This window comes from Photobacterium nomapromontoriensis (assembly GCF_050336815.1).
In the GTDB taxonomy this organism is placed as follows: domain Bacteria; phylum Pseudomonadota; class Gammaproteobacteria; order Enterobacterales; family Vibrionaceae; genus Photobacterium; species Photobacterium nomapromontoriensis.
Genome location: NZ_JAKJSL010000032.1, coordinates 76325 through 93327 on the forward strand (window position 1 = coordinate 76325; position 17003 = coordinate 93327).

16 protein-coding genes and 1 other RNA gene are annotated in these 17003 nt (G+C 50.6%); 13 read left to right on the forward strand and 4 right to left on the reverse strand.

The window, feature by feature from the left end:
- Positions 1 to 14 precede the first annotated feature (14 nt).
- Both sspA and sspB read left to right on the forward strand, forming a co-directional pair.
- Entirely contained in the window at positions 15 to 653 is a 639-nt protein-coding gene (gene sspA / locus L4D12_RS14065; RefSeq protein ID WP_428448478.1) for a stringent starvation protein SspA, read from the forward strand.
- A complete protein-coding gene (gene sspB, locus L4D12_RS14070) occupies positions 653 to 1153 on the forward strand; it encodes a ClpXP protease specificity-enhancing factor (protein WP_428448479.1) in 501 nt (166 codons plus the stop codon). Before sspA ends, sspB begins: the two co-directional genes overlap by 1 nt.
- 91 nt (positions 1154 to 1244) lie before the next feature.
- Here the strand turns inward: sspB and L4D12_RS14075 are convergent, their stop codons facing one another.
- From L4D12_RS14075 to L4D12_RS14090, 4 genes are read right to left on the reverse strand one after another with little or no spacing between them, the layout of a single operon-like run.
- Positions 1245 to 1781 (reverse strand): BON domain-containing protein, encoded by a 537-nt coding sequence (locus L4D12_RS14075; RefSeq protein WP_428448480.1) that lies wholly within the window; start codon positions 1779 to 1781, stop codon positions 1245 to 1247.
- A gap of 20 nt (positions 1782 to 1801) precedes the next feature.
- Complete coding sequence (locus tag L4D12_RS14080) at positions 1802 to 2392, reverse strand: phosphoheptose isomerase (protein WP_428448481.1); 591 nt, start codon at positions 2390 to 2392, stop codon at positions 1802 to 1804.
- A gap of 3 nt (positions 2393 to 2395) precedes the next feature.
- The gene (locus L4D12_RS14085; RefSeq protein ID WP_428448482.1) at positions 2396 to 2764 is read right to left on the reverse strand and encodes a YraN family protein; all 369 of its coding nucleotides are present in this window, start codon (positions 2762 to 2764) and stop codon (positions 2396 to 2398) included.
- Positions 2748 to 4580 (reverse strand): penicillin-binding protein activator, encoded by a 1833-nt coding sequence (locus L4D12_RS14090; RefSeq protein WP_428448483.1) that lies wholly within the window; start codon positions 4578 to 4580, stop codon positions 2748 to 2750. The genes L4D12_RS14085 and L4D12_RS14090 overlap by 17 nt, the downstream gene beginning before the upstream one ends.
- Positions 4581 to 4641: 61 nt before the next feature.
- Here L4D12_RS14090 and rsmI point away from each other — a divergent pair, with 61 nt between their 5' ends.
- The 11 genes from rsmI (at position 4642) to murG (ending at position 16991) form a co-directional block, all read left to right on the forward strand.
- Positions 4642 to 5502 carry a 16S rRNA (cytidine(1402)-2'-O)-methyltransferase gene (rsmI, locus tag L4D12_RS14095; RefSeq protein ID WP_428448484.1) on the forward strand — a complete coding sequence of 287 codons (861 nt, stop codon included), beginning with the start codon at positions 4642 to 4644 and terminating at the stop codon, positions 5500 to 5502.
- A 164-nt stretch (positions 5503 to 5666) separates the two neighbouring features.
- Positions 5667 to 6056: RNase P RNA component class A (rnpB, locus tag L4D12_RS14100), an RNA gene on the forward strand.
- 326 nt (positions 6057 to 6382) lie between these two features.
- A complete protein-coding gene (gene rsmH / locus L4D12_RS14105) occupies positions 6383 to 7330 on the forward strand; it encodes a 16S rRNA (cytosine(1402)-N(4))-methyltransferase RsmH (protein WP_428448485.1) in 948 nt (315 codons plus the stop codon).
- Positions 7327 to 7647, forward strand: a complete 321-nt coding sequence (ftsL, locus tag L4D12_RS14110; RefSeq protein WP_428448486.1) for a cell division protein FtsL — start codon at positions 7327 to 7329, stop codon at positions 7645 to 7647. Before rsmH ends, ftsL begins: the two co-directional genes overlap by 4 nt.
- Positions 7647 to 9407 carry a peptidoglycan glycosyltransferase FtsI gene (gene ftsI, locus L4D12_RS14115; protein WP_428448487.1) on the forward strand — a complete coding sequence of 587 codons (1761 nt, stop codon included), beginning with the start codon at positions 7647 to 7649 and terminating at the stop codon, positions 9405 to 9407. The genes ftsL and ftsI overlap by 1 nt, the downstream gene beginning before the upstream one ends.
- 5 nt (positions 9408 to 9412) lie before the next feature.
- A complete protein-coding gene (gene murE / locus L4D12_RS14120) occupies positions 9413 to 10930 on the forward strand; it encodes a UDP-N-acetylmuramoyl-L-alanyl-D-glutamate--2,6-diaminopimelate ligase (RefSeq protein ID WP_428448488.1) in 1518 nt (505 codons plus the stop codon).
- Positions 10927 to 12315 carry a UDP-N-acetylmuramoyl-tripeptide--D-alanyl-D-alanine ligase gene (gene murF / locus L4D12_RS14125; RefSeq protein ID WP_428448489.1) on the forward strand — a complete coding sequence of 463 codons (1389 nt, stop codon included), beginning with the start codon at positions 10927 to 10929 and terminating at the stop codon, positions 12313 to 12315. Before murE ends, murF begins: the two co-directional genes overlap by 4 nt.
- A complete protein-coding gene (gene mraY, locus L4D12_RS14130) occupies positions 12315 to 13397 on the forward strand; it encodes a phospho-N-acetylmuramoyl-pentapeptide-transferase (protein WP_428448490.1) in 1083 nt (360 codons plus the stop codon). Before murF ends, mraY begins: the two co-directional genes overlap by 1 nt.
- A complete protein-coding gene (gene murD / locus L4D12_RS14135) occupies positions 13398 to 14732 on the forward strand; it encodes a UDP-N-acetylmuramoyl-L-alanine--D-glutamate ligase (RefSeq protein ID WP_428448491.1) in 1335 nt (444 codons plus the stop codon).
- Positions 14732 to 15940, forward strand: coding sequence for a cell division protein FtsW (gene ftsW / locus L4D12_RS14140; RefSeq protein WP_428448492.1), 1209 nt, complete (start codon positions 14732 to 14734; stop codon positions 15938 to 15940). The genes murD and ftsW overlap by 1 nt, the downstream gene beginning before the upstream one ends.
- Complete coding sequence (gene murG / locus L4D12_RS14145; protein ID WP_428448493.1) at positions 15927 to 16991, forward strand: undecaprenyldiphospho-muramoylpentapeptide beta-N-acetylglucosaminyltransferase; 1065 nt, start codon at positions 15927 to 15929, stop codon at positions 16989 to 16991. The genes ftsW and murG overlap by 14 nt, the downstream gene beginning before the upstream one ends.
- Positions 16992 to 17003 lie beyond the last annotated feature (12 nt).

Sequence of the window (17003 nt, forward strand, 5' to 3'; positions counted from 1 at the left end):
TACTGGAGGGGTTAATGGCTGTTGCTGCCAATAAACGCTCAGTGATGACTCTGTATTCTGATGCCTCTGACATCTACAGCCATCAGGTGCGTATCGTACTAGCAGAAAAAGGTGTGAGTGTTGAAATTGAGCTGGTTGATCCAAACAACCTGCCTGAAGACTTACTCGATCTGAATCCGTACAACTCAGTGCCGACCCTGGTTGACCGTGAGCTTGCACTTTATCAGGCAAGTATCATTATGGAGTACTTGGATGAGCGTTTTCCTCATCCGCCATTGATGCCTGTTTACCCTGTTGCCCGTGGTAACAGCCGACTAATGATGTACCGTATCGAGCGTAATTGGTACACATTGGCTGAGAAGATCAACAAGGGTACTGCCGATGAAGCCGATAAGGCTCGTAAGCAACTTCGCGAAGAACTTCTGGCGCTAGCACCAGTCTTTGCTGAGTTCCCTTATTTCATGAGCGAAGAGTTCAGCTTGGTAGATTGCTACCTGGCTCCGCTACTGTGGCGTCTGCCTGAAATGGGCATTGAGCTAACAGGCGCGGGTTCGAAGGAAGTGAAAGCCTACATGACGCGTGTTTTCGAACGTGATTCATTCTTGGCTTCACTGACTGAGATTGAGCGTGAAATGCGTTTGGCTGGTAAGTAATGGACATGGACAGCATGACGCCTCGCCGCCCGTACTTGTTACGTGCATTTTATGACTGGCTTGTGGATAACGATCTCACCCCGCACTTAGTGGTGGATGCGACCCTGCCTGGCGTAAAGGTTCCGATGGAATTTGTCAGCGATGGCCAAATTGTGCTGAATATTGCTCCACGAGCAGTCGGCAACCTTGAATTAGGCAATGAAGCGATTAGCTTTAGTGCCCGTTTCAGTGGTCGCCCACATACGGTTATTGTGCCGCTTTATGCTGCCTTGGCTATTTATGCTCGTGAAAACGGTGCCGGAACCATGTTCGAACCTGAACCTGTTTATGCGACAGATTCAGTGGCGTTCGATGATGTTGATGGTGGCGATTTCGATGATCAGCCAGACTCTGAAGTGCTAGTACCTTTGACCGCTGTGACCGAAACGGTATCGGAGTCCGATCCGGATGATGAACCACCGCGTCCACGGGGCCGACCAAGTTTGCGGGTAGTTAAATAACCGCAGCATAAAAAACGCAGCTTAGGCTGCGTTTTTTCTTTCTGCTCTTGCTGATGAGCAGAGCCTGTATCCTGTATGATGCCCTATCTCGTTATTGCGGATATTCAAATACCTTAACGACTTTCTTCACCCCTGAGACATTACGTGCAATGTCTGCGGCTGTATTCCCTTGCTCGTGGCTAACGTAGCCGAGTAAGTACACGGCTTGCCCTTCTGTCACGACCTTAATACTTGTGTTACTGAGCCGTTTACTGCCGATGAGCTGGGTTTTGACCTTCATGGTTATCCAACTGTCTTCGCTGACTTCACTAAGTTGCGGAAGTGGGCGAATTTGTAACTGGTTATAGACGACAGTGACGTGATTGAGTTCGTGCACTTGTTGTTCTAACTGACGACTGATCGCCGGATCAATGGCTTGGCCGACAAGCAAGACTTTGCCATCGACCGCAATCGCATTGATCCGTGTCTGTTGACGGTAAGGGGGCTTATTAGCCAGACCGCCGATCGCCATTTCAATTTGCGTATCATACCATTGCTGTTGGGTGGTACGGGTATCCGCAGGATCAATCATAGAGCAGGCTGGTAGTAGGCCAAGCATCAGTAGGAGCAGCAGTGGGCGCCAGTTCATCGTTATCATCCGTAATAGTGTTAAGCTTCGTGGTGGGGGAAGAGCACCTTGTCAATGAGATCACACAGGCAGTGAACGGTCAGTAGATGGCCTTCTTGAATGCGGGCTGTGCGCTGTGACGGAATACGGATTTCAACATCCTGCACGCCTAACAGGCCCGCCATTTCGCCGCCATCTTTGCCTGTTAAAGCGATAATGGTCATATCCCGAGTCAGAGCCGCTTCCATGGCTTTGATGATATTTTTGCTGTTGCCGCTGGTTGACAGTACAAACAGAATATCTCCGGCTTGACCCAGCGCGCGTACCTGCTTGGAAAACACTTCATCATGGTGATAGTCATTCGCTATCGCCGTCATGATCGTGGTGTCGGCGGTGAGTGACAGAGCCGGTAAACTTGGACGTTCGATCTCAAACCGATTGATCAACGATGAGGCAAGATGTTGTGAGTTCGCCGCTGAGCCACCATTCCCACAGCTGAGGATTTTATTGCCATTGAGCAGGCTTTGTACCATGACCTGTGCGGCCTTGGAAATTGCATCCGGAAGGGCTTCTGCCGCTGCAATTTGGGTTTGAATGCTTTCAGTGAAACTTTCTTTAATGCTCTCTAGCATGGATCAACCTTCTACTAGGGTGTTGGTAAACCATTCGATTTGCGGTGGCGCGCCTTCAAGCGATACCACATCGAACCGAAACTCAGTGTGTTCTATGGCGTGGCCATTTTTTTGCAGCCAGAATAGAGCGGCGCGTTTAAGCCGCTGCTGCTTGCGCCAGTTTACCGCTTCTGCGGCGGAACCGTAATGATTGTTTTTGCGGAATTTTACCTCAACAAAGACCCAGCACGAGCGATCCCGCATGATGAGGTCGATCTCACCACTGCGGCACTGGAAATTACGGCTACAGGGGATAAGTCCATGGCGGCAAAGGTATTGCTCCGCCATGACCTCATAGGCTTGCCCCTGCTGACGTTTATTGAGTGGGTTCAATACCGTTTCCCGTGAACATTGCCCAGCTAAGCTGGCGTTGAATGACACACTGATCATCGAGACTTAACTGCCCCGTATTACCTTGAATCGTGTAGTTATCAACGACTTGCATCTGTGGTAGGTCGGTGATCATTTTGTAAGCATCCATCCCGAAGGCATGCAGGCGCAAATCCGTATTCTTGCTGTTTGGCCACAGTTCATCAAAACGGGCCATGAAGTTTTGGTTTGCGTTGACTAATAGTGGAATATCGCTGAATTCAATCCCCTGTACTTCGCTGGTTTTAGCATCACGATCCGGGTAGCTACGTGAGCTGGCATAGAGCTTCGGCGGGGTAATGCCTGGATTGATGGCCACTTCAATGAATGGTTTAAGTAGCGTGAGTTCATTCATGTTGGCGATCAGGTAGACGGCATCGGTATCACGACGGCTACGAGGTTGTCCCTCTAGGTCGTTGGTACCTAATACCTGTTTCATCTGATTGATCCGGGCTTGGCTGTCTGTCAGACCAAAGACCGCTGCAATTTCCTGTTGGATCTGCTGCCGAGAACTAAACTGACGGGTAGCGGGTGATTTTCCTGTCAGCTGTTGCCATTGCTCGATAAAGGCGTGACTGACACGCTGGCCAAAACTGTTTCCCGGTGCCAATACCATCGGATATTGGTGGCCTTGGGCAAACAGGTGGCGGGCTGCCTGTTCGGCTTCCTGTTCCGGTGACAAGGCGAAGTAGCAAGCATTGCCTTGAGTCATATTGCTCTGATCAGGCTCATTGAGTGCCAGTAGAGTGATATTGTTTTTGTTAAGTTGTTGAAATTCAGTGATTTTGTCTTTGCGTAGAGGCCCGATCACCAATTCAGCACCGCTTTGCTCAAGCTTCGCCATGATGGCTGAGATTGGCTCTGCTTCAGTATCATAGACGGTCAGTTCAGTGTTCGGATCTCGCTCTGTGTCATCAAGCATGGCATTGATAAAACCATCGCGGACTGCTTTACCTGACTGTTCGAAGCGACCGCTGAGTGGTAGCAGCAAGGCAACATTGTCGAGTTGAGCGATCTCCAGTGACATAATCGCTTTGAGATCGTTAGGTAGATACTGGTTAGCGGGATGGTACGGGTGCTGGCTAAGCCATTCCTCGACCATGCTTTTCAGTTTTGATGGGCGCTGCGAATAGGTGTTTTTCAATACTGCAAGCTGGATCCAGCCGCGTAAGACATCTTCGCCATCGCTCAATGCAATAGTTTGTAATTGGTTGTTATTATAGCTGATCAGATCTTGCCATAGGCTCTGCCAGTTAGCCGCTTTTTGCTCAGGCGTTAAAAACTGATCCAAGATAGTACGTTCGCGTGCCGCGTTAAGTGGCTGGTTGGTCTGTTCAAACAACTCTGCGCGCAGCATATGGTAGCGGAGATACTGGCTGTTGGTCAGCGTCCACCATGGTTGGAAGTTGAGGCTGTCGAGGGCTGCTTTGGGATGGCCTTGCTGGTAGCGCAAGGTTGCACGTGCAAGCTGCCACTCTGCCGTTTGGACAGGGTTTAAGTTCATCTGTCCAAGACGAGTGGCTTGCTGCTCCGCCTGACGCCATTGGCCTTCTTTGATGAACGCTTTCAGGGCCAGAATATGCCAGTTAATGCTGGTGGCACCCTCACTTGACTCCGCTTTGATTAGGTAATTGGCCGCGCTATCAGTAGCGACGGTCGTAATATCAGAGGCCACGACGGGTTGTTCGTCGGTTGTCGCACAACCTGCCAAAATCACGGCAAGGGCTACAGGGGCGAATAGTCGTGATACACTTTTACGCTTATGGGTAAAATTGAGCATTGAATTCATTCAACTGTGACAAATTACTTTCTATATTAATTGCAGATGAGATCTTAAACAAATGAGTGAGCCCAATTCGTGCACGGTAGATATCGCAACTTTGTACATCGTCCCAACACCAATCGGTAATTTGGCAGATATTACACAGCGTGCACTGGATGTTTTGGCAAATGTGGACTTGATTGCCGCGGAAGATACTCGGCATACATCGCGTCTATTGACCCATTTTTCGATCTCGACCCGCACCTTTGCGCTTCACGATCATAATGAACAGCAAAAAGCTGACTACCTGATCGAAAAATTACAGTCCGGTATCAGTATCGCACTCGTTTCTGATGCGGGTACTCCGCTGATCAGCGATCCAGGATACCATTTAGTTAACCGTTGTCGTCAAGCGGGTGTAAAAGTTGTACCGCTACCGGGTCCTTGTGCTGTTATAACGGCTCTGAGTGGAGCTGGCTTGCCTTCTGATCGGTTTAGTTTTGAAGGTTTCCTGCCACCAAAGAGCAAAGGTCGTCGTGATCGCTTTCAGGCGTTGGCCGATGATGAGCGTACGATGATTTTTTATGAATCGCCTCATCGTATTATCGACTCATTAGCGGATATGTTGGCTGTGTTAGGCCCTGATCGCCAGGTTGTACTGGCGCGTGAGCTGACCAAAACCTATGAAACCATTCATGGTGCGCCATTGGGCGAGCTGGTGAAATGGGTCGAAGAAGACAGTAATCGCACCCGTGGTGAAATGGTGCTATTGGTTGCGGGACATCGCGCAGAGAAAGATGACTTGCCTGCAGAGGCTTTGCGCACTTTAGGCTTATTGACCAAAGAATTGCCATTGAAAAAAGCGGCAGCATTGGCTGCGGAGATCCACGGTGTGAAGAAAAATGCACTGTATAAGTGGGGTTTAGAGAATCTCGATTAACGTGCCGAGATTGCGAGGGGCTAGGGGCGAGGTACGAGAGTAGAACGCCCCTCGTCCCTCGGTTATTTTGTAAAACGGTGAGCTTGTGCTTTTTTTGACCAGACTTGCGTGTTGTGACTTTTTTCACTGGTAACTGTGACCTAAGTCTTATACAATCCGTCGCCTGAGTTGGCCAAGGTAACCGCTGCTTCGTTGATGTCCTTTGGGAGACTGACGGAGGGGAGGAAAGTCCGGGCTCCACAGGGCAGGGTGCCAGATAACGTCTGGGGGGCGTAAGCCTACGACCAGTGCAGCAGAGAGTATACCGCCGATGGCCCGTTCTTAGGAATGGTGCACAGGTAAGGGTGAAAGGGTGCGGTAAGAGCGCACCGCGCGTCTAGTAATAGTTCGTGGCACGGTAAACTCCACCCGGAGCAAGACCAAATAGGTCCCTAATGGCGTGGCCCGCGTTGGGGACGGGTAGGTTGCTTGAGCCTGTGAGTGATTGCAGGCCTAGAGGAATGGTTACCGCCGCGCAAGCGGAACAGAACCCGGCTTAACGGCCAACTCACCTCTTATAGTATAAAAGGCGATGTAATACTTCTTTATGGAGTTTTACATCGCCTTTTATCGTATTGGGCTTTTAAAAGTCGTCATCTCGTTCTTATCAGTCGTTACCTTGACCCTAATTATCAATTGATTGTTAGAAATGAGGGCTCTGGCTTGACATCTTTTTTGTCAAATACGTACACTTTGTCATGGGAATTTGTAGGTAACGCATGCTAAACGGCAAGTTAAGTGTCTAACCTGATGAATTTCCATCCTAATACTATTTTACGCTGGGACGTTGGCTTGATTGCTGGCGGGCTGGTGAGCTTCCACTAGAGCTGAATGAATCCTTATGTCTGAACAGTTTGAGCACGTCTCCGTCTTACTTCATGAATCCGTCGATGGTCTGGCTATCAAGCCGGACGGTATCTATATTGATGGTACTTTCGGTCGCGGTGGCCATAGTCGCCTGATTTTATCTCACTTGGGGGAGAACGGACGCCTGTACAGTATCGACCGTGATCCTCAGGCCATTGCCGAAGCCGCCAAGATTGACGATCCGCGTTTCACTATAATCCATGGCCCATTTTCTGGCATGGAGCAGTACATGACAGAGCGTGACCTCATTGGTCGCGTCGATGGTGTATTACTAGACCTTGGTGTGTCATCACCTCAACTTGACGACGCCGAGCGTGGTTTTAGCTTTATGCGTGACGGCCCGTTGGATATGCGTATGGATCCAACCTCAGGGATCCCTGCCTCTCAATGGTTAGCCGAGGCTGAGGCCGATGATATTGCCTGGGTACTTAAAGAGTTTGGTGAAGAACGTTTTGCCAAGCGGATTGCTCATGGCATTGTAGAATACCGCGAAAACCCAGAGAACGTACCGTTAACACGTACCACCCAGTTGGCGAAGTTGATTTCTGATGTGTCTCCTTTTAGAGATAAGCATAAGCACCCAGCGACGCGCAGCTTCCAAGCGATCCGAATCTATATCAATAGTGAGCTTGATGAGATTGAAACCGCGCTTAATGGGGCGATGAATGTTCTGGCGCCAGAAGGCCGCTTGTCGGTGATCAGCTTCCATTCACTGGAAGATCGCATGGTGAAACGTTTTATTCGTAAGCAAAGCAAAGGCCCAGAGGTCCCTGCGGGCTTGCCATTGACTGAAGCGCAAATTAAGGCGCTGGGTTCGGCGATACTTAAGCCTGTCGGTAAAGCGATTAAGCCTTCGAACTCAGAAGTCAGCGATAACGCACGTTCTCGTAGTTCAGTGTTACGTTTGGCTGAACGTTTGTGAGTCAGCTACCTGAACCTACAGATAATCTGGCTCGGATAATTGGCCGGGATTTGCTCTCTGTCGGACGTGTTCCGCTGGTGCTGTTGGTTCTGGTACTGATCTCTGCATTGGGGGTGGTCTTGATCACCCACCATTCCCGTCAATTGATTGCCCAGCAGGAACAGTTGCTGATCGAGCGTGATCAGTTGGATATTGAATGGCGAAATCAAATTCTGGAAGAAAACTCATTGGCAGAGCACAGCCGTATTGAGCGTTTGGCTGAGACTGAAATGGACATGCATCGTCCTTCCCGAGATAGTGAAGTTATTGTGCAGTAATGAAATTGATGAATATATTCAAGCGCTCAACGAAGCAGAATCAACGTCGCCAGAAAGCGCCACCGGCATTTATCCCGTGGCGCTTTGGTGTTATATGTGCGTGTGTTGTGCTAGCGCTTGTGGCACTGATTGGCCGAGCGGCGTACATTCAGGTCTTGGAGCCGGGTAAACTTATCCAGGAAGGTGACATGCGCTCGTTGCGTGTCAAGGCGATGCCGTCAGCACGCGGGATCATTTCAGATCGCAACGGTGAGCCACTGGCTGTCAGCGTCCCGGTGCAGGCGGTCTGGGCCGATCCAGTTCAAATATTTAAGCACGGTGGTTTGGTTCAGCCTGAACGCTGGTATGCACTGGCAGATGTATTGGGTTTAGATCGACAAAAATTACTGGAGCGCTTAACCGATAACCAGAAGCGTCGTTTTATTTATTTACAACGTCAGGTTAGTCCCGCCATGGCGGCGTATGTCAGCAAGCTTAAGCTACCAGGCATTGGTCTAAAAGATGAATCCCGCCGGTTTTACCCTTCTGGGGAAGTGAGTGCCCATTTAATCGGGGTTACTGGTATTGATGGCCATGGCCTTGAAGGTGTTGAACGTACCTACGATGGCTGGCTCACGGGCGAGCCGGGGCGTCGCACTGTGCGTAAAGATCGCTATGGCCGCGTGGTCGAAAATATTTCGCTGAAAAAGCGTGAGCCGGGTAAGCCTCTGAGTCTTAGCATCGATCAACGACTTCAAGCGGTTGCTTATCGAGCGGTTAAACAAGCCGTCGCCGATTATCAGGCGGCATCCGCTTCTGTTGTGATGGTCGATGTCCGCACTGGTGAAGTGCTGGCGATGGTCAATGCCCCTTCTTATAACCCTAATAATCGTGAACAGCTTCAGAGCTATCGGATGCGTAACCGCGCCATTACCGATGCAATGGAGCCAGGTTCGACCATCAAGCCATTTGTTGTCTTGGCGGCGATGGAGAATGGGGTAGCCGATGAAAATACCATTATTGATACCGGCAATGGCATCATGCAAATTGGCGGCAGCCGAGTACGTGACGTGTCTCGCGTCGGTAAAGCTAATCTGGCTAAAATTTTGGAAAAATCCAGTAATATCGGGGTCAGTAAATTGTCGCTGGCAATGCCGATTGATGCCGTTCTGGGTATGTATAGCAGCGTGGGCCTAGGTGATGCGTCAGGGATCAACTTGATCGGAGAGTCTCAGGGATTTTTTCCTAATCGCCATCGGTGGTCTGATTTTGAACGTGCCACGCTAGCATTTGGTTATGGCATATCGGTGACCCCGATTCAGCTAGTGCGTGCGTACGCCACGCTGGGTGCGATGGGGGTCAGCCGTCCGCTGTCCATTCTAAAAACGGAGGCTGTCGTGCCTGGCCGTCAAGTCGCCTCTGCGGAAAAAACCCGTAAGCTACTTAATATGCTGGAGTTGGTGACCCATAAAGGCGGTAGTGCAAAACGTGCTGCTGTGCCGGGCTATCGGGTCGGCGCTAAGACAGGTACGGCCAAAAAAGCCGTTGCAGGGGGATATAGTGATGAATACATCGCAATGACTGCCGGTATTGCACCGATCAGTAACCCTCGCCTGGCGATGGTCGTGGTAGTGAATGAGCCACAAGGTGATAAATATTACGGTGGTGCCATCGCAGCCCCTATTTTCTCTGATGTGATGGAAAGCGCACTGCAGATTTTGAATATCCCGCCTGATGCGGGAACCCTAGAACAATTGAATCTCGTAAATGACAGGGACTAATACTGATGCCGGTACGTAAGCATAAGAATAAGATCGGTGAGTTGCTCTCGCCATGGCTTGATGGCATTACGTTGCCCGATGAGATTGCTGCTTTGTCGGTATCGGGATTGACGTTGGACAGTCGGCAGATAAAAGGTGGTGAGATGTTTGTGGCCGTGAAGGGCCATACTGTTGATGGCCGACGGTTTATTTCTACCGCATTGGCTGCTGGTGTCGCATTCGTATTGGCCGACAGTGATGATGATACGTGTTATCTGGCAACAGAGGCTGAGATGGAAGGCAAGGTACTATTTCTACCGGATCTCAGTTCACAATTGTCGGCAATCGCCAAGCGGTTTTATGGTGCGCCTGACGAAGCGCTGGAGTTGGTCGCTGTCACGGGCACCAACGGTAAAACAACCATCAGTCAGTTGTTAGCTCAGTGGACCCAGCTATTGGGAGACCGTGCCGGAGTGATGGGGACAACTGGCAATGGCCTGCTGGGTAATATCCAGCCCGCCGCCAATACTACAGGCAGTGCCTTGGAAATCCCTCAGGTTCTAGATGCCATGGTTGAGCAAGGTGCCAATTATGCCGCGCTGGAAGTCTCGTCTCATGGTTTGGTGCAAGGTCGGGTAAAGGCTTTACAGTTCAGGGCCAGTATTTTTACTAACTTAAGCCGAGATCACCTCGATTATCACGGTGATATGGCAAGTTATGCCGATGCCAAGAAAACCTTATTTACGCAACATCATTGCGGCAGTGCAATCATTAATGCGGATGATCCTGTCGGACGTGAGTGGCTGGCGACATTGCCTGATGCGGTTGCGGTGGCGCAGGATAAATCGCATGTCGTTGCCCATGCCGGGCAAAAACTGTGGCTGGAGTCGGTAGACTACAGCACCGAAGGGGTAACGGTGTGCTTCGATTCCAGCTGGGGGCATGGTCAGTTTAGTGCACCGCTAGTTGGCGCCTTCAATGTCATGAATTTATTGCTGTCACTGGCAACGTTATTGGTGACGGGGCGATCGCTTAATCAGCTATTGGCCGTCGCGCCATCGCTTAAAGCAGTGACAGGACGAATGGAAGTTTTTCAACAACCTGACAAAGCAATGATGGTTGTTGATTATGCTCATACCCCTGATGCGCTGGAAAAAGCACTTCAAGCGCTGCGTGTTCATTGTCGTACCAAACTGTGGTGTATTTTTGGTTGTGGTGGAGATCGCGACCGTGGTAAGCGGCCGATGATGGCACGCATTGCCGAGCAATTGGCGGATCGGGTGATCCTGACAGACGATAACCCACGCAGTGAAAATCCAGCCAATATTATGTCCGATATCCAAGCTGGCCTAATCAACCTCGACAACACGATGGTGATCCATGACCGGTTTAAAGCTTGTGAGTGGGCACTAACTCAAGCCGAGGCAGATGACATTATTTTAGTCGCAGGTAAAGGGCACGAGGACTATCAAATTCTTGCAGATCAGACTATCCATTACTCTGATCGTGAGACTGTACAGGCATTATTGGAGAGACACGCATGATTGATGTTCAACTATCACTACTGGCCGAGGTACTGGACGCAGAGTTAGTGGGCGATGATGTGCTGATCAGTGCGGTGTCGACCGATACCCGTCAGATTGAAGCAAAAACCTTGTTCATTGCTTTGATCGGCGAGCGTTTCGATGCCCATGATTTTTGTCTTAATGCACATGAAAACGGTGCAGCGGCACTGCTGGTGAGTCGGCGCTTACCAATTGATTTACCACAGCTGATCGTGGCTGATACGCACACTGCATTGGGGCAACTTGGTGCGTGGCTGAAAGCCGAGATCGAGCAGCATTTTGGTCTGCAGACCCTCGCACTAACGGGAAGCTGTGGTAAAACCACCGTGAAAGAGATGGTGGCTGCGATCCTCGCCCAGAAAGGTAAGGTACTCGCGACGGCAGGGAACTTCAATAATGATATCGGGGTGCCACTGACGTTGCTGCGCCTTGAGCCAAAGCATGATTTCGCGGTGGTTGAACTTGGGGCTAATCATCCGAACGAAATTGCCTATACTACCAAGTTGGTTAAACCGCAGGTTGCATTGATCAATAACTTGGCCGCTGCGCACCTGGAAGGCTTTGGGTCTCTTGATGGCGTGGCAAAAGCCAAGGGGGAAATTTTTGAAGGTTTGACGGCGCATGGGCAGCAAGCGACCGCGATCATCAATCTTGATTCCAATGCGATTGACCACTGGCAGCCGTTGCTGGCTGAACACCGCGTGGTGACCTTCTCGGCAGAGCAGGATCAGGCTGATTTTTCCGCTGAAGATATAATTATTAACAGTCTGGGCCGAGCTTGTTTTACAATGCGTACCCCTGTGACGACATTCCCCGTCTCCCTGACATTGGCCGGAAGGCATAATGTGGCTAATGCGTTGGCTGCGGCAGCAATGGCGACGGCAGTGGGTGCAACCCCTGAGCAGATCCAGGCTGGTCTGAGTTCAGTCGCTAACGTAAAAGGACGCGTGGATGTGACGGAACCGCGTGCCAATCTGCGTCTGGTCGATGATACCTATAACGCGAGTGTGGCATCGGTAAAGGCGGCGATTGACTTACTGGCGGGTTATGCCGGACAACGTTGGCTGGTGCTGGGTGACATGGCTGAGCTTGGCGATGACAGCGCAGCACTACACCGTGAAGTGGCCGAGCATGCAAGTGGTCGCGGATTGGATCAAATCCTGACGGTTGGTAAAGCGAGCCAAGTGGTGAGTGCGCTCAATGGCGGTCGACATTTTGATAACAAAGTAGCTTTGATTGAAACGCTGAAACAGCAGCTTGATCCACTACTTAATGAAGATAACACCCAAGTGACAGTGCTGGCTAAAGGAGCGCGTAGCTCCCGCATGGAAGATGTGATTGCCGCACTGCAGGAACATAAATAATGATTTACTGGTTAGCCGATTTACTCGAACAGAGTTTTCCTTTTTTTCGACTGTTTGAATACCTGACATTTCGCGCCATTATCAGCATCCTAACGGCGTTGATGATTTCGTTATGGATGGGACCGCGTCTGATAGCCCGGTTACAGATGCTGCAAATAGGTCAGGTGGTTCGCCACGATGGGCCTGAATCTCATTTTAGTAAGCGTGGTACCCCGACCATGGGCGGGATCATGATCCTCGCTGCGATTGCTATCACCGTTTTATTGTGGGCGGATCTTAGCAACCCGTATGTCTGGGCTGTGCTTGTCGTCATGCTGGGTTATGGTGTGGTGGGCTTCGTTGATGACTACCGTAAGGTGGTCCGTAAAAATACCGATGGCCTTATTGCTCGTTGGAAATATTTTTGGCAGTCAGTGATTGCATTAGGCGTTGCGTTTGCGTTGTATGCCCATGGCCATGATACTGCTGCGACTCAGTTGGTGGTGCCTTTCTTTAAGGATGTCATGCCACAGTTGGGTGTGTTTTATATTGTCTTTACTTACTTTGTTATCGTTGGCACCAGTAATGCGGTGAACTTAACCGATGGTCTTGATGGCCTTGCCATTATGCCGACGGTAATGGTTGCTGCGGGTATGGCTTTCATTGCCTGGGCAACGGGCAATGTCAACTATGCCGATTACCTGCATATTCCTTATCTCAAAGATGCCAGTGAATTAGTGGTTGTCTGTACTGCGATTGTTGGTGCCGGCTTGGGCTTTTTGTGGTTCAACACCTATCCGGCTCAAGTATTTATGGGCGATGTAGGCTCGCTGGCGCTGGGCGGTGCTTTAGGTACGATAGCTGTGCTAGTTCGTCAAGAGCTACTACTGGTGATTATGGGCGGTGTATTTGTGATGGAGACCGTCTCTGTGATCTTGCAGGTGGGTTCATATAAGCTACGTGGCCAGCGGATCTTCCGGATGGCACCGATCCATCACCACTATGAATTGAAAGGCTGGCCAGAGCCTCGGGTGATCGTGCGTTTCTGGATCATTACACTGATGCTGGTTCTGATTGCTTTAGCGACACTGAAGGTACGATAAATGAAAGGCTTGGATGGCGTAAATAAGGTAGTGGTAATTGGGCTGGGTATGACGGGTCTGTCGGTCGTTAATCATTTGCTCCGATTACCACAAGCGCTGGACATCAAGGTGATTGATACCCGAGATGCGCCCCCAGGCCGTGAACAGCTTCCTGCTGACGTAGCATTATGTAGCGGCGATTGGCAGATGGAGTGGTTATTGGCTGCTGATTTGATTGTGGCGAGCCCGGGCGTTGCACTGGCAACGCCGCAACTGGTTGAGGCTGCAGAGGCCGGGATTGAGATTGTCGGTGATATTGAGCTGTTTGCCCGCGCGGTGGATAAACCAGTGGTCGCGATCACAGGGTCAAATGGTAAGAGTACCGTGACCAGCTTAGTCGGTGAGATGGCCAAAGAGGCGGGGATCAATGTTGGTGTCGGCGGCAATATCGGTGTTGCGGCACTCGATATGCTTAGTGACGGTCATGATCTTTATGTTCTTGAACTGTCAAGCTTTCAATTGGAAACCACCGCATCGTTGACATTGACGGCAGCGGTATATCTTAATTTATCCGAAGATCATATGGATCGCTATCAAGGGCTGGCTGATTACAGTGAGGCCAAGATGCGAATTTTCCACCATGCCGAGCTAGCCATCTTTAATCGTGATGACTTGGCGACTCGGCCTGCCGTTGATGGTGCGCTGACTAGTTTTGGTTTTGATCAGGGTGAGTATGGCCTCGTCAAACAGGATAGTATGGAGTGGTTAGCCATTCATGGCCAGCCGTTGATGCCTGTTACTGAAATTGCCCTTGTTGGACGCCACAATATCGCCAATAGTCTGGCGGCGTTAGCGCTGGCTGATGCTGCCGGCATTGACCGCCAAGCGGCCTGTCGGGCACTGCGCCGATACAGCGGCTTAGCGCACCGTTGTCAGTTGGTTGCCAATCACAATGGCGTGCAATGGGTCAATGATTCTAAAGCAACGAATCTGGCAAGTACCGAAGCTGCGCTTAATGGTTTGGCTCTGAGTGGCAGGCTGCACCTTCTGGTGGGCGGTGATGGTAAAGGGGCTGACTTCTCAGCGCTGAAGCCGCTGCTCGCCAAGTTGAATGTACAGCTTTATTGTTTTGGTCGTGATGGGCATTTATTAGCGCCTTTAACCGACTCAGCAGTAACGGTAGAAACCATGGCTGATGCCATGAATCTGGCTGCCGCGAATGCTCAGTCGGGAGATATGGTGATGCTATCTCCTGCCTGTGCCAGCTTAGATCAATTTGCTAATTTCATGGCGCGTGGTGATGCGTTTGTTGAGCAGGCACAGCAACTACAATATTGCGTTGGCAGGGTTGATTGATGTTTGGCACCGTGAAGGAGGGATTCGTCTCTCTGTATGAATGGTTGACCAAACCGGCTGCGCAGAGTGCTTATGATCGCCAACTGGTGTGGATTGCTCTGGCATTGATGGTCACTGGGTTGGTCATGGTGACCTCGGCGTCAGTTCCTGTCGCGACTCGCTTGACCGATATGCCGTTTTATTTTGCCCTGCGTCATGGTTTCTTTCTAGTGTGTGCCTTGGTGATTGCCAGCTTTGTGGTAATGATCCCATTAGAAAAATGGCAACGCTACAGCTGGTTAATGCTGTTGACCTCTATCGTATTGCTCGCGATAGTGTTGGTCATTGGTCGCTCAGTCAATGGTGCTGCGCGCTGGATCCCGCTCGGGATTTTTAACCTTCAGCCAGCAGAAGTGGCTAAATTATCACTCTTTATTTATTTATCTGCTTATTTAGTTCGTCAGTACCAGCAAGTCCGGGATCAATGGCGCGGATTTATTAAGCCGCTTGCTGTGCTGGGGATCTTAATGGTGCTCCTGCTGTCTCAGCCAGATCTGGGTTCGTTTGTCGTGATGTTTGTCACCACGGTCGGTATGTTATTTATTGCCGGCGCGAAGCTGTGGCGCTTTGCGATCATTTTAGTGCCTGCCCTTGTGGGCATTTTTTTTCTGATCGTCTTTGAACCGTACCGTTTACGTCGCGTGACCTCATTCCTGGATCCTTGGGAGGACCCATTTGGTAGTGGTTATCAGCTAACTCAGTCTTTGATGGCGTTTGGCCGCGGGGAGTGGTTGGGTCAAGGCTTGGGTAACTCTATCCAGAAGCTTGAATATTTGCCTGAGGCCCATACTGACTTTGTATTTGCTGTTTTAGCCGAAGAGCTTGGTTTAGCCGGTGTTATTGTGGTGCTGCTGCTGATTTTTGCCCTGGTCTTCAAAGCGTTGATGATTGGTCGCCGATGTTTGCAAACCAAACAGTTGTTTGGTGGTTTTTTGGCGTTTGGGTTTGCTTTCTGGTTTTCTTTTCAGACCTTGGTCAATGTTGGCGCGGCTGCCGGGATGGTGCCGACCAAAGGTCTGACACTACCACTGATCAGCTATGGTGGTTCCAGTTTATTTATTATGGCAACCGCAGTCGCCATATTGATCCGGATTGACTTCGAGCAGCGAATCGCTGCGAGATATGCGCCAGAATCTGATATAGAAGACAATGATAATGAACAAGAATAAACGGTTATTGGTGATGGCTGGTGGCACTGGAGGTCATGTATTTCCGGGCCTTGCCGTGGCCAAAAAACTCCAGCAGCAAGGGTGGGAAATTCGTTGGCTGGGGACCGCCGATCGGATGGAAGCCGAGTTGGTGCCCAAGCACGGCATCGAAATTGATTTTATTAAGGTGAAAGGCCTTAGAGGTCAGGGGTTCCTTCGTTTGTTGGCCGCCCCATTTACCATACTGAGTGCTATTTTGCAGGCGCGAAAATACATTAAGGCTTGGCAGCCTGATGCCGTGTTAGGTATGGGAGGCTATGTCAGTGGACCGGGTGGTGTAGCTGCTTGGTTATCGGGGGTCCCCGTGATCCTGCACGAGCAAAATGCGGTGGCAGGGTTAACTAACCAATGGTTGTCACGGATCGCGGCCTCTGTTTTACAAGCTTTTCCTGGTGCCTTTCCTCATCGAGAGGTAGTCGGAAACCCGGTGCGTCAGGATGTGATTGCACTGCCGTCCCCGTCAGAACGATTTTTAGATAGGCAAGGCCCTATTCGGATCCTTGTCATGGGGGGGAGTCAAGGTGCCCGTATTCTTAATCAGACCATGCCGCAAGTGGCAGGGTTACTGGCTGAGAAGGTGACAATTTGGCATCAAGCAGGTAAGGGGGCGCAGGAGCAAACCGAGCAAGCTTATGCTGAGCTTAGCGACACCCCCCATAAGGTGACTGAATTTATCGATGACGTGGCCGCAGCCTATGCGTGGGCAGATATTGTGGTGTGCCGCTCTGGCGCGCTGACCGTATCTGAACTGTCCGCTGCTGGCCTTGGTGCGATTTTTGTACCTTTCATGCACAAAGATCGCCAACAAGCGCTCAATGCTGACCACTTGGTACAGTGTGGCGCAGCACTGATGATAGAGCAGCCGGCGCTTACCGCGCAGGGACTGGCAGACGAATTAGACCAATTAGACCGTGCTAAGCTACAGGCAATGGCCTTGGCGGCGCGGGATGCAGCGATTATTGATGCAGACTGCCGAGTGGCAGCCGTGATCACATCGCTGGCTAAGCAATAAGGCGAAACAACG

Coding starts and splice junctions, on each gene's coding strand:
- sspA (WP_428448478.1), top strand. CDS start 15: ATGGCTGTTGCTGCCAATAAACGCTCAGTGATGACTCTGTATTCTGAT.
- sspB (WP_428448479.1), top strand. CDS start 653: ATGGACATGGACAGCATGACGCCTCGCCGCCCGTACTTGTTACGTGCA.
- L4D12_RS14075 (WP_428448480.1), bottom strand. CDS start 1,781: ATGAACTGGCGCCCACTGCTGCTCCTACTGATGCTTGGCCTACTACCA.
- L4D12_RS14080 (WP_428448481.1), bottom strand. CDS start 2,392: ATGCTAGAGAGCATTAAAGAAAGTTTCACTGAAAGCATTCAAACCCAA.
- L4D12_RS14090 (WP_428448483.1), bottom strand. CDS start 4,580: ATGCTCAATTTTACCCATAAGCGTAAAAGTGTATCACGACTATTCGCC.
- rsmI (WP_428448484.1), top strand. CDS start 4,642: ATGAGTGAGCCCAATTCGTGCACGGTAGATATCGCAACTTTGTACATC.
- rsmH (WP_428448485.1), top strand. CDS start 6,383: ATGTCTGAACAGTTTGAGCACGTCTCCGTCTTACTTCATGAATCCGTC.
- ftsI (WP_428448487.1), top strand. CDS start 7,647: ATGAAATTGATGAATATATTCAAGCGCTCAACGAAGCAGAATCAACGT.
- murE (WP_428448488.1), top strand. CDS start 9,413: ATGCCGGTACGTAAGCATAAGAATAAGATCGGTGAGTTGCTCTCGCCA.
- murF (WP_428448489.1), top strand. CDS start 10,927: ATGATTGATGTTCAACTATCACTACTGGCCGAGGTACTGGACGCAGAG.
- mraY (WP_428448490.1), top strand. CDS start 12,315: ATGATTTACTGGTTAGCCGATTTACTCGAACAGAGTTTTCCTTTTTTT.
- murD (WP_428448491.1), top strand. CDS start 13,398: ATGAAAGGCTTGGATGGCGTAAATAAGGTAGTGGTAATTGGGCTGGGT.
- ftsW (WP_428448492.1), top strand. CDS start 14,732: ATGTTTGGCACCGTGAAGGAGGGATTCGTCTCTCTGTATGAATGGTTG.
- murG (WP_428448493.1), top strand. CDS start 15,927: ATGAACAAGAATAAACGGTTATTGGTGATGGCTGGTGGCACTGGAGGT.